We start from the raw sequence: 14,026 nt of genomic DNA on the forward strand, positions 1-14,026 counted from the left end.
TCCGCAACGAACCAAATCACAAAACTCTCATCCAAAGCAGGTCTGATTATTCATAATCCTGTCGGTCAACTCATCTTCCCCAAGGAGGGGTGGAACCCCTCCACAACGAACCTCTTATCACGTATCGGAGGGGTTGCACCCCTCCTTGTGTAGGATTAGTGTGCCGATATATTAGTTATATAATCATATCTGTGTATGTAGCTTGCGTAAGAGATGGTGTGTATCGGAGGGGTTACACCCCTCCTTATGTAGGATAAGAATCCCGATATAGTTATTAGGTAAGTATATCTATGTGAGATGCTTGAGTTGAGTAGGAGTGTTTCGGAGGGGTTTCACCCCTCCATGTGTAGGATTAGTCTACCGATATATTGCTTATGTAATTATATCAGTATGTTACGGTTAGGTAAGTGTCGATGTGTCCCGGAGGTGTTCCACCCCTCCTCATTGTACTTTACTACCTCATTATGACTATAAGTTAAGTATATGCATCATCACATCACCACCCCAACCCCAAACATCACCCCAGAAAAGTCCACTCCAACAATACGCAGGGAGTTATAACCACCCTGAACATAAAACGATTTCATATACCATTTCAATCCAATCGTACCTTCGCGCATGTCTACATCATCAGATAATCCGGAGAAGTACCACTCGGTGTAGAGGCCGACTGGCTTAAAAAGGTAGAGTTCGGTACCTAAATTCATATTTACACCAGAGTAGCCATCGTCTAAGAAGAGGTGGGAGTAACCAATGCCTATCCAAGCGTCAATTCCTGTATAGGCAAGTAAATGATAGGAAGCATTTAAATGTAAAGTACCCATATGATCATAGGTGTTTTCATTAATTTTTTCTTGATAATAGTTCCCTTTACCGGAGATACTAAACTTAGGAGCAAAGTTTAACCTTAGCTTCATATTACCAGATTGTAAATTTTGCATCTCTGTAACATAATTCATCTCGAATTCTGTTGTGAAAGAGGTTTTGGCTTCTGGATATCTCGAAAATTTACCACCACCCTCCATATAATAAGGATATTTCTGTAATCGTAAGGGAGCACCATACATTTGTGTAAGTTCTCTTTCTGATGGAATCGCATCAACAATACCCATCACAAGTGTGCCTAATACAGAAAAATTATTATTGGAATTGGAATTACTAGAGTGAGAAGTTGATGAAGAGGAAGACTTAGAATAAGTTTTCGTATCCTGCTTTTTAATATTTTTTCGAACTTGATCGATTTTTCCTTGAGAAAAAATGAACAAGGGGAAGAATGTGAATAGAAATAAGAGAGTAGTTTTCATGCTTTTGTTTAAAAAATTTTTCAATTTAATGACAGTTTGTGAGTGGAATATGACAAAATAATAGCCGTTTATTTAACTTTTAGGGCATTCGTGTTAAAGAAATGTGAATAACAAAATTCACCTTAAACGGAAATTAATATTCGTTCTGAGTCTTAACAAACAGTTCATCGAGTTTAAAAATTTGATAATACACATTGTGATTACTTTTAGAAATGAGTCCTTCATTTTTGCGTCAGCAATTAATTAAAACAAACGAATGTACAAGACTCTTCTATTAAGTATAATTTTTTATCTGACATATAACTCTTCTTTATTAGGACAAACTATTAAGGGAACTATTACAGACGAAAGTGGGGAAGCGCTCATTGGTGCATCAGTAGTTATTGAAGGGACTACCAATGGAGCAATGGTGGGACTTAACGGTATGTACCTTATTAAAGGTGGACAACAAGGAAGTCAAATTACCTTAATGGCTTCTTTTATTGGATTTGAAACACAGAGAAAAACGATTCAGTTGAACGGAAATGCAGAAGTTAATTTTGTATTGAAAACAGATCAACAAGAATTGGATGAGGTGGTAATTATGGCACAAAGAGAACTTGATTCTGATGCCAGTGCCAGAGCAACCGAGCAACATTCTGCTATGGTATTGAATGTTGTATCAGCAAACACTATCGAGTTGTCACCGGACCTTAATGTAGCAGATGTGGTGCAAAGAATTTCAGGTGTATCTTTAGAGCAAAGCAACGCAGGTGTAGGTAGTTATGCTATCGTTAGAGGGATGCCTAAAAGGTATTCTTATACTTTGGTAAACGGAGTGAAGATTCCATCGCCAGATAATAAAAACAGATATGTTCCATTAGATATGTTCCCATCAGAATTATTGGATCGTATTGAGGTAACAAAAGCATTAACGCCAAGTATGGAAGGTGATGCTGTAGGTGGAGTGATGGACTTGATCATGAAAAATGCCAAGGACAATTTCAGTTTCAAAGTCAATGCTTCAGGAGGTATGTCTTCTTTATTTATGGAAGGTAGTGGACAAGATTTCCTAACTTATAATCAATCGTTGACGAATAGAGTGGCTCCACATCATAGAGCAGTGGAAGGATATGAAGCTACTTTTAAAGACTTTACGACGAACAACCTAGTACCTTCTAAAAAGACAAATCCAATTGATTTTAATATTGGTACATCCATCAGTAATCGATTTTTTGATGGAAAGTTAGGTGTTGTCGTTGCGGGTAATTATCAAAAACTCCACAGAGGATCTGATACTCACTTTTACAGTATCGGTTTTGCGGATATCGTCAATAATGTGATGTCACTAAATACGTATCAGCATAGACAATATTCATCAGAAATGTCTAGAGGTGGTGTGCACAATAAAATTGATTATATCTTCAACAATAAGCACAGTATAAGTATGTACAATGCTTTGATTTTCGAAAGAGAAGATCAAGTTAGAGAGACAGAGCGATTTAGATTATGGGATGGGGAGTACAATCCAGAGACTAATTCAGGTACTGCTTCTTTAATTACTCGTATCAGAACGACTGAGCAAAAAATCTATAACTCCACTTTACAAGGTAACCATCAACTTCTACCAAATTGGAAACTGAATTGGTCGGGAGTGTATTCCATCGCTACGAGAAATCGTCCGGATCAAATGGTGTTTACACGAAATGCTTCTTATGTGAACGGAGTGCCGAAGCAAGTAAGGGTAGAAGATTTTGGCGGTCAGTATAGACAGTGGGAAGACAACGAGGATAGAGATTATACCGCTTATCTCAATAATATCTTTGATTTAAACCGCTTTGGAGAGTTGAAAGTAGGTGGAATGTACAGAGATAAAGCACGTACCAACTCTTATATCCGATACAATTTCAAACCACTAAACGACGAAACTAAAGTGGACGAAGATTGGTACTACAATCAAGTAGATTGGGTATTAACGAACCCTAGAGGAGGTCAGACCAACCCTCTAAATTATGATGCTCACGAAAGAATATTGGCGTACTATGGAGAGTATAAAATCGCTCCATCAAAGAATACAGAAATTGTCGGTGGTGTTAGAGCTGAACATACGGACCAAGGGTACGAATTAAGATATCCTCGTTATGGTGAAGAGCCATCGGCTACTCAGGAGTATGTTGATTTCCTGCCGTCGCTTCATTTCCGTTATATGCTAAATGAGAAATCTAATCTTAGAGCTTCCTACTTTAGATCGGTTATCCGTCCGGGATTCTTTGAGATTATCCCTTACGAAATTGGAGCAGAGATTTCTGATAGTGAATTTGCCGAAAGAGGTAATCCAGACTTGAAGAGAACAATTACGGATAATTTCGATTTACGTTATGAAATGTTCCCTGGAACAAGAGACAATCTTTTCATTGGTGCATTCTACAAAAACATCATGGATCCTATCGAAAACGGTATTGTAGTCGATGAAAAAGGAAACACTTTTGTACAGCCAGGAAACTATGGTACGGCAGTCAATTACGGACTAGAAGTAGATGCCACAAAGTATTTCAGAAGCTTCGGTATAAAAGCCAATTATACCTACACACACTCTAGTATTACGACAACAAAGATTTTGTATACTAGAGAAAATCCGGAAGATAACTCTTCGAATATCGTTCCATTACAAGTGGATCAGGAGCGTCCGTTACAAGGACAAGCAAGACATATTGGTAACGTTTCCTTACTTTACAAGAACCAGAAAAATGGATTAGACATTCAATTGGCGAATGTATTTACAGGTAAGCGTATCGAGCAATTAATGGTCTATTACGAAAAAGACTATTGGCAGAAAGCCATGTGGCAAATGGATTTCTCTATGGAAAAACACTTCGATTTCGGACTGACAGTATTTGTCAAAGCCCGAAACCTATTGGATACACATCGTATTCTTTACATCGAAGAACCTTCAACAGAAAATCAATCCAAATATCCGGCACAAGGTGCCCCAGGAGATAACTTGGTAGTTAGAGACGATCGCTATGGTCGCAACTTCCAAATTGGATTAAAATACAAACTATAACTTATTCTTTCTTATTTATTAATCGTTCAAAATGAAAAATTTAAACAACTTCTTGGTGAAAGGTGTATTCTTCCTTTCAACTCTTTTCTTCATGTTCTCTTGTACAGCAAACGAAGAAGATTTATTAGGATCTGATGATGATGACACAGAAACACCTGAAACTCCAGGTGGAGAGGAAGAAGAAGCTGAAGATATTAGTATTACTTCTACTTATGTAATCTCAGAAGATGAGACTTGGGAATCAGGTATCACAGTCAATTGGGGTGGTCATGTAGTGATCGAAGAAGGTGTAACATTAACTATCGAGCCTGGCGTTAAAGTATTAGCTGACAAAACTGCTGCTCCAGAATTCTATATCAAAGGTAACTTGCACGCATTAGGTACTGCTGATAAGCCTATCTATGTAACAGTTCCTGAAGCGGACAGAACAGAAGCAAACATCTTCAACTTACAAGCTTGGGGTGGTTTTATCTGTACTTCTACAGCAAAAACTTTCGTGATGGATCACGTGGTGATGGAGTTCGGTAACGCTACACTAACAGACGACCATATCTCTATCCAAGAAGGTGTAGTAGACATGGAAGTAGGTGAGCCATCTTACGGTTTCTACTCTGAAAATCCAGAAACAAAAGTAATCGTTCATAACTCAGTAATTGCGTATATGTCAGACGATGCTTTCCGTCCACAAGGTGGTCAAGTTTCTTTCTACAACAACGTATTCGCATACATCGGTTCAACAGGTGGTGAGGCATTAAACATCAAAAAAGGAACTACAGGCGATATCGCTTATAACTTATTCTACCACATCGCTACAAACGGTCCTAAGTGGTCGAACAAAAGTGGTGTAGATGTACAAACGAACATCAATGCTTATAATAACACTATCGTTTCGGGTGGATGGAGAAGAAATAAATCAGGTCGTGGTGGTTCTGTAAATATTGAAGAAACTGCTAGAGGTATGATCGTAAACAACATGATCGTAAACTGTCGTTACGGTGTGCGTGTAGTAGGTGATGCTGTTGAAGGTACTAACGTGGATATGGAAAACACTACAATCGACAACCAATACTACTATGGTAACCACGCTAGAATGACTTCAGAATTTGCTCCAAGTAATGGTTTCTTGACTGAAATTGCTGAAAACTCTATTGCAGGTAACGATCCAATGTTTGAAAACTATGATGTAGTAAACGAGTTCACTATCTCTTTAACAACAGAAGACGACGAATTCCCAACTCCTAACGAAGACAAAACTTTTGATGAGTGGTCAAAATATGATTTCCACTTAAAATCAGGTTCTCCAGCATTGAATGCAGGTTCTGTAAATGTTGAGCCAATGTACGGTTCAATTACAGTTGCTGGAAAAACATATACTGTTCCAAGATCGGCTGATTACATTGGTGCTTTTGGTACAAAATAACTTAAACCAATTATCAATTTTTTAGGGGAACCACTTGGGTGGTTCCTTTTTGTTTCAAACAAACCAAACAATAAACGGGCGTATGCGATACGCCCATGCGGACATGAGACATAAGTACATTTTTTTTGGGTTGATGTTTTTTTTAGTAATTGCATGCGACACCACTACCAACGACGAGATCGTTTACGTTCCAGAAGGACCGGTATTCGATACCCAATTCCCCATCACGGTTTTACCTACCGCCGAGGAATTACAATCCGATAACACTTTATTTCTACAGCCCATTCAAGCAATTATCGATGCCACACCATCAGGGGAAGACTTGTATATCAACATCTTTAAATTCTCTCAAGGGACATTAAGAGAAAACATTCTAGCAGCTCAAAGGAGAGGAGTAAAAGTACATATGATCCTTGATTCTGATGAGGTGAACAATTACACCGCTAAAGTTTTTCAAGACAGCCTCACCACATTTTTGAGATACAATAATTACCTCGACAGCAAAGCGATTAATCATAATAAGTACGTGCTCAGCTCGGCCATTAGCACTTCCGATTCGCTTAGAAGAAACATCGTACTCTCCACTAGCTACAACTTCACCGCAAGCGACAATTCAAAATATCAGGATATGCTCCTAGTTGATAACGAATTTGTGTACGAGTCATTCCTCCATAATTTTCATCAAATGATTGAGGTCGAAGAGGAGCAAACACTCCAACATTGGAACTTCCTATGGGTAGATAACAGCGAATACAAGGTTGGCTTTCTTCCTAAAACATCAGGTGCTGATATCATCATGGATATATTCGAAGAAACCTCTTCTACAGCCGAAGTCATTATCATGAATTCAAAATGGGAAGACGATAGACCTCAGTTAGTTTCCACATTGCAAAGATTACTTGATCAAGGCACAGACCTGACTATTATCGCCCCACCATCAAGAACCGATAACCTAGACAAAAACTGGGAAAACCGATTAATCGAGTGGGATCAGACCTACGAGAACTTCACCATAAAATGGATCTCCTCACCAAGCATCCACAACAAAACTATCTACATTAACGACGGAGAAAACAGCTGTGTATGGACCGGAGCCCACAACTTCAGAGCAAGATCACTGAGGTTTAATAATGAGTCGATGTTGAGAGTGAGGGATGTTGAGGTTGTTGAAGCATATCAAAAATGGCTTTATGAAATGAAAAATTAAAAGTTAAAAATGAAAAACGTGAAATGTAAGGGATTACGTGGAGGTGGTTCGTAGAATAACACTGGCGCAGATGTTAAGCGAAGCGACATCTGTGCCTATAAACGTTAGAGGTCTCCCGACCTCGTTTTTTATACTCTCTTTAATAGGCTTATCTCTATGAAGGGAGTAACCCTTCCTCAATCTTAATAATAATCCTCACTTTCAAAGCAGAAGTACTTCTTCACCAAATTCAAGTTCAACTCATCATCGCTAAGGAGGGGGCACCCTCTCCGAATACATCAAGAACTAATTCAACATCTTACAAAATAAGCGTTCTTAACTATTCCGTAAGGACGTTGCAGTGCAACGTCCCTACACAAATACGGTCAACACCTTCACTTTCCCCCCTAACATTTCACGTTTTTCATTTTTAATTTATTCTAAATACCTCATTCCATCGACAAAAATATTGTAATAAAAAGAGCCTTTTTAACACCGAACTCTACAATAAATGTGTCAATTAGTACAAAACATGTAGCATTCCGTCCAATATTTCTTTAAAAAGTGAATGATAATTCACAAAGTGTCTTTTGTAATGTTATATTCGCTCACGTATTTACGACTTTAAAAATTAACTACTACTTTTTTCTATTCTAATGAAACACCTTTTACTCGTTGCGACCCTCATTCTATGCGGGCAGTTTTCCTTTGCTCAGGATTATAGCAAAGATGTTACCTTCACAGCTAATAATGTGATAAATGCTACGCAAACCACAAATGCAGCCACCTCCGACATTACTTATTTAGCAGATGGAGGGAGTTATAACCTAGAAATCAAGGATAACTCAACTTTTACTATTGATTTGCAGTCTACTTATACCTTATTTACAAGAGGTTCAGGTGATCCAGATGATAATACAAATGCTGTCGAATTAGTTATTGATGAAGGTTCAATGCTTATTATCGATGGAAATTTAGATGTTGGAGCTCACACAGATATTGTATTAAATGGAAACATGATCATTACAGGAGATCTTTTAAATTCTGACCGTTTAACTAATGGAGGTTATGGAGATATTGATATTAACGGTAACGGCCTTATCTATATTGGAGGACAAGCGAACCTCGATTTTGTAGACCCTGCTAACGCTAAAAATATTTTCATCGAAGAAAGTTATGAAACACCAAACGATGGTTCCAGGCTTTCTGATGCAGAGCGAGCATTACTTGATAGAAATCTTGGCTCTAATCCGTTTTCTACAGACGATGGATTAAATGTTGATCAACATAATTATGATTTAAACCTATGGGAAGGAGCTCAAATTGATCCAACAGATCAAGGTAATGGAGAATTAACAACTGAGCCATTTACAGCAATAAAAGTAGAGACTGCCTCTGGGTGGTATAATCAATACATTAAACTTAGAGGAGAAGGGTTTGATGATGGTGAATTATCATCGAGCTCAATCTATTTCAATAGTAAAATTACCAGCCTTGATGAATTGGAAGACATTCTTCAGAAAATCAAATGGTCTGTGAAGAATGCAACCGTAAATGATAACGTATTGTTGCATCACGGAGGCTCGGATCGAGATGGTTTTACAGATCCAATAAAAACGGAAATCACCGATTACTTCGCAGACACTCGAAAGATTATAGTTTCCTTTGTCGATGGAGCATCAGAAATTGAATATATAGCGTCTTCCGGCAAAATGATGGCAGCAACAGTTGAAGAAATCATTATCAATACAGATGATGGAGATTTACCGGTAGAACTTATTTTCTTTAATGGTATAAAAAACGAAGATCAAACGGTAACACTAAACTGGGCAACAGCCACAGAAATAAATAACGAAAAATTTGATATCTATAGATCAACCGACAAAATCAAATGGGAAAAGATAGGGACAGTTGCCTCTCAGGCAGGGAACAGTAATTATCGAATTGACTATAAATTTATAGATTCTGATCCTTCAACAAAAAATTATTATAAGCTCGTTCAAGTGGATTACGATGGATCATCAGAAACATTTGGACCAATTCAAGTGATCTCTGAAAACACAGGTATACTTTCAGTAGAAGTTTTCCCTAATCCACTTGCCAACCAACAAAAAGGACAACTTCATATAAAAGGGATGTCAATTAACACCCCAACACAAGTGAGTATCTACACCAAATACGGTAAGATGATAGATACCTTCAACATCAATGAACAAAACCAAACCTCTTATATCCAACCTTTAGAATACAACCTTCCTTCAGGAATGTACTTTATTAGAGTGGTGAATGGAGTTGAGGTGGCAAATGCTAAACTCCTTTTGAAATGAAAAATTAAAAGTTAAAAATGAAAAACGTAAAATGTAAGGGGGGTGAATGAATTCAAGTGAAGAGGGAAGAGTGAATAGTGAAGAGCGGGGTTTTGAAATTAAAAATGAAAAGTTAAGAATGAAAAACGTGAAATGTAAGTGGTAACGTAGAGATGGTTCGTTGCCAAACTAACACTGGCGCAGATGTTAAGCGAAGCGGCATCTGTGCCTATAAACGTTAGAGGTCTCCCGACCTCGTTTTTTAGGTAATATGTTTAAAAAAAGTAAGGGGTAAGAAGTAAAAGGAAAATGCGAGATTGAATTCTCAAAAACTCCTTCATTAAATGTTGAATTCAGTACTCTGGAAATGGAATATGAGTAACTAATAAGTAGTGGGGAATAACTAATAAGCGAAAAGTTACTCTGATTTTTCGATATCCACTTTCCTCAGCGAGTCGACTTCAGTCACTCGTACACGAACCACTTACACGAATCTCTTTCACGAACCACCTACAATTTCCCCCTCAACATTTCACGTTTTTCATTTTTAACTTTTCATTTTTAATTTTAAGAACGCTTTTCATTTTTAACTTCTACTCATTATTTTAGTGGAAATTTTTAATCTATCCATACAAGACAGACCTATTACATCAAACTATTTGTTAGACTTAAGAACAACTTTACAACTCTTTCAAATGAAATTAAACTATTGATCTGCTTCAAATAATATAGTTATAAACGTCTGATTTTTAATAGCTAATCAAACCTTGTGTAGTAGAATTGAAAACCATTTTTTAAAGAAAACTATTTTTAAAAATGAACTTTAAATCAATTGTATTAGTAATTTCATGTATTGTATTTTTCAATCATGTAAATGCCCAAACGACAAGTGAAAAACCCGAAGGTGAAGGAACGGCAATTTCACCATATGAAATAAAAACTTTAAGTCATTTACGATGGATGTCTGAAGATTTTTATTTTTTTCAACCTTATGAAGGACATTTTGTATTAAAGGCAGATATTGACGCTTCAGAAACAAAAACTTGGAATGATGGGAAAGGATTTAAGCCGGTGGAAAAGGTATCATCATTTGATGGTTTGAATTACAGCATTTCCAATTTATTTATCAACCGACCGGATGAAAATGATGTAGGTTTTATCGGACGATATATAGTGGAACATGTACGAAATCTGCAATTAATTAATGTAGATATAACAGGTAATGTATATGTAGGTGGAGCAGCAGGGAGTAATAATCTTACACAAATGTCAAATATATTTGTAAGTGGGAAAGTAACAGGAACCAACCACGTTGGAGGGATCATTGGTGATGTATCAGAATTTCAGTCCAGTGCATTAATTAATGCAGCTCAAGTAAATGGTGATGAATATGTAGGAGGAATCGTTGGAAGAATTGCTTACCTCCATAACGTCGGAAGTAAAAAACTACAAGTTTTTCATATTAATGATAAAAATTATGGTGATGTTTCCGGAAATGATTTTGTAGGTCCCTTTGTTGGTCATATTGATCAAGTTAGGAATAAAGATTTTAAAATTTTATACTTCTTTAATAGCGGAAAAATAACAAATAATGGAAGTGAAAATGATTTCTTACAACAAGAATTGGATCAGGTTTTTGATGAATCGTATAATGATTCTCAAAGTAGCGGTTTTACAAGCACAGTGAAAGGGGTTACCAACTTAACCACAGAACAACTGGGAAATTCATCAAATTATTCATCTAACTTTTTAGAAAATAACCAATTAACAACGGTTTCCGAAATTAGCACTACCACTCAGCCTTATTCAAATGAATACTTCAAACCGTTCAAATTTGAATTTCAGAATGATTTCGATAAAGGAGTACTACTTTCTGTAGAAGGATTTAAAAATTATGGCTTGAATGAAGAAATGAAAGCTAAACTTAATTTTGGAAGTGGAATTCAATTCAAACGATTAATAATTGATGGAGAGACTTTTGAAACAAACGAAATATCGATTACAGCAAAGAAAGGTCAGAATACAATGATCATTGTAGATTTTGAATATAACCCTGTTTTTAGTGGTGGAAAAGGAACGTCAGACGACCCATATCAAATAACTGATATCAATCAACTTCAACAAATTGCATTCAATAAAAATTTACAAAAGGATACTTATTTTATTATAAATAACGATATAGATGCAGATAACCTAAATAATAAAGACGAGGGTTTCATTCCTATTGAAAATCTGAAATTTTTAGATGGTCAAGGACACACTATCCATAATCTAATATTAAAAAAAGGTGGGGTTGTGAAGTTTAATTATGGATTAATAAGAAACCTAAAGTTGAAAAACGCAGAAGGAAATATAAATACTGATGGTCCTTATGTAGGTATCCTTACTGATTTTAATTCAGGGGTGATTGATAATGTTCATATAGAAGGAAATCTAGAGACAACAAGGACAAATGCAGGTTTAATTGCCGGGTATTTTCAATATGGCAATGTAAAAAATTGCTCAGTCGAAGGAATGGTAACTGCTCATAATTATGTAGGGGGATTAATAGGTAATGCATATAGAACAATTATTGAAAATTGTGTTACAAATGTAAAAGTAAAGGGAGAAAATTATGTAGGCGGTAGTATTGGGTATTCATACAATTCTACTTTATCAAATCTCATTAGTTATGGTTCTATAGAAAGTACACTTACTGAAGGAAAAATAAATGCTGCAGGAATTACTACTACTAATCAAAATAATACGGCTGAAGAATCATATTTTGATAACACAAAAATTGGAATGGAACTTAACCAATTAAATGATCAAGAAAAAGGGAAAGAAACCTCATTTTTTGGAGATGAAAACAACTTCTTAAATTTTGATTTAGAAAATATATGGCATATTAAAAGTGGTGTTTATAACGAAACCGATGAATTATTAAGTCTTCAAAGTGCTACTGCGGAACATTATATTGCTGTAAATATTTTACAAGGGGACAATTTAGTAACTAACCTTACCAAAAGTAAAGGCTATAAAATTGGAGATACAGTGAATTTATCTGTTGAACTGATCATTGGATATAAATTAGATTATTGGTTAGTGAATGGAGAAAGATTTAGTTCTGAAAATCCTTTATCAATAACTATTGATGAAACTACAGCTAACGTTTTTAATGCCGTTTTAATTGAAGATTATGAAGTCTTTGATGAAGGAGATGGTAGTACGACTAATCCATATCAAATAAGTACTTTCGAACAGTTGGTGGCATTTTCTAATATAGAAGCACTCACGTATTCGTCCTTTGTATTAACGAATGACATCGATGCAAGTGCTTCAAAAACAATAGATGATGGCAAAGGATTCAATCCTAGAGCCGAATTTGGTGGTGAATTTAATGGACAAGGTTATACAATTTCTGATTTACAGATTCATAGAGATATGCTAACTGCTGGCCTGGTCCAACATCTAAAAAATAGTGGTAGAATGGAAAATATACATCTTAAGAATATTTCTTTTAAAGGAGATATTATGAATTTAGGAGGAATAGCAGGTACCACAAACATTAATGTTCACATTTATGGTTGTAGCGTTACCGGTGAATTAACTTCAATATCTAGCAATACATCCTATATTGGAGGTTTAGTAGGTAGTACTGGATCATCGCAGTTGTCTTACAATAGAACCAATGTTTCAATATCAGGTGGTAGTTATTGTGGAGGTCTTGCAGCCTCAATACATAATATGCAAATCAACAACTCCTATGCCTCTGGACGTATTAATACAGAGGATGACACAAATAAAAAAGCATTTATTGGAATTGAAAAAGGATTTAATGAATTTTCCAATAACTATTATGATTCTGACAATGCGGGAGTATCAAGTGGAGGTGGTAATGCTGTAGGACTAACTAGAGATCAGTTTGCAGATAAAACAAATTTCCCAAATTGGGATTTTGATAATCTCTTTATCATTGAGGATGACATTGATAGTCAATTTGAATTCCGCCCCGTAATAAGAGAACAGTATGTTACAATATCAACTGATGAAAAAGAGCTTATAATTAGACCAATTGTAGGAAGATACTATAAAAATGTACCTACTGGCATGAAGGTTAAAACAGTACCTTATCGAATCATGAATTCATTAAGTATAAATGATAATGAAATTGATTTTGATGGTACAATATATACCGCATGGCAAAAATTTGATGAAAACTATCACATCAGTGCCGATATATCTTGGGTGAAATACCAGGTATCAACAGAAGTAAATGGAGATGGATCTATAGAACCTATGAATCCAGAGGTAGATCACGGATCAAGTCAGTTATTCACTTTTACCCCTGTAAACGGTGGAGAAATTTTAGATGTACTTATAGATGGAGAATCTATTGGAACAGTTGACGAATACTTAATGGAAGACATTATCGATAGAAGCAGCATTAAGGTAATCTTCTCAACAGTAACCTCATTAGAAACCAACCTAAACAAAATCCAAGTCTACCCGAATCCTAGTAACAACACAGTCTACATCAAGACAAAAACATTGGGTGCATCAGCCCAACTCATCAATCTACAAGGACAACTTTTAAAAGAATTTGAAATCGAAAACTTCAAACAAAGCGTAGATATTTCTTCTTTACAAAAAGGAATTTACTTACTAAAAATTGGAAGTGAAACCTATAAAATTATCAAAGAGTAATTTTAAATGAAAAATGAAAAATGAAAAATGAAAAATGAAAAATGAAAAATAAAAAGTTAAAAATGAAAAGTTAAAAATGAA

At 35.8% G+C, this 14,026-nt stretch carries 6 protein-coding genes; 5 read left to right on the forward strand and 1 reads right to left on the reverse strand.

From position 1 onward, the window contains the following. Positions 1–491: 491 nt before the first annotated feature. Positions 492–1,304 (reverse strand): hypothetical protein, encoded by an 813-nt coding sequence (locus tag MY04_RS03275; protein WP_066206262.1) that lies wholly within the window; start codon positions 1,302–1,304, stop codon positions 492–494. A 256-nt stretch (positions 1,305–1,560) separates the two neighbouring features. Here MY04_RS03275 and MY04_RS03280 point away from each other — a divergent pair, with 256 nt between their 5' ends. The 5 genes from MY04_RS03280 (at position 1,561) to MY04_RS03300 (ending at position 13,945) form a co-directional block, all read left to right on the forward strand. Continuing rightward, positions 1,561–4,347 (forward strand): TonB-dependent receptor, encoded by a 2,787-nt coding sequence (locus tag MY04_RS03280; protein ID WP_066206265.1) that lies wholly within the window; start codon positions 1,561–1,563, stop codon positions 4,345–4,347. A 31-nt stretch (positions 4,348–4,378) separates the two neighbouring features. Beyond that, complete coding sequence (locus MY04_RS03285) at positions 4,379–5,767, forward strand: hypothetical protein (protein WP_066206267.1); 1,389 nt, start codon at positions 4,379–4,381, stop codon at positions 5,765–5,767. Between the two features lie 82 nt (positions 5,768–5,849). Then, complete coding sequence (locus tag MY04_RS03290; RefSeq protein WP_084005750.1) at positions 5,850–6,974, forward strand: phospholipase D-like domain-containing protein; 1,125 nt, start codon at positions 5,850–5,852, stop codon at positions 6,972–6,974. A 635-nt stretch (positions 6,975–7,609) separates the two neighbouring features. After that, on the forward strand, positions 7,610–9,280 hold the full coding sequence (locus MY04_RS03295) for a T9SS type A sorting domain-containing protein (protein ID WP_066206275.1): 1,671 nt from the start codon (positions 7,610–7,612) through the stop codon (positions 9,278–9,280). A 795-nt stretch (positions 9,281–10,075) separates the two neighbouring features. Next, positions 10,076–13,945, forward strand: coding sequence for a T9SS type A sorting domain-containing protein (locus MY04_RS03300; protein WP_066206278.1), 3,870 nt, complete (start codon positions 10,076–10,078; stop codon positions 13,943–13,945). Positions 13,946–14,026: the final 81 nt, after the last annotated feature.

Source organism: Flammeovirga sp. MY04 (assembly GCF_001682195.2).
Classification (GTDB): domain Bacteria; phylum Bacteroidota; class Bacteroidia; order Cytophagales; family Flammeovirgaceae; genus Flammeovirga; species Flammeovirga yaeyamensis.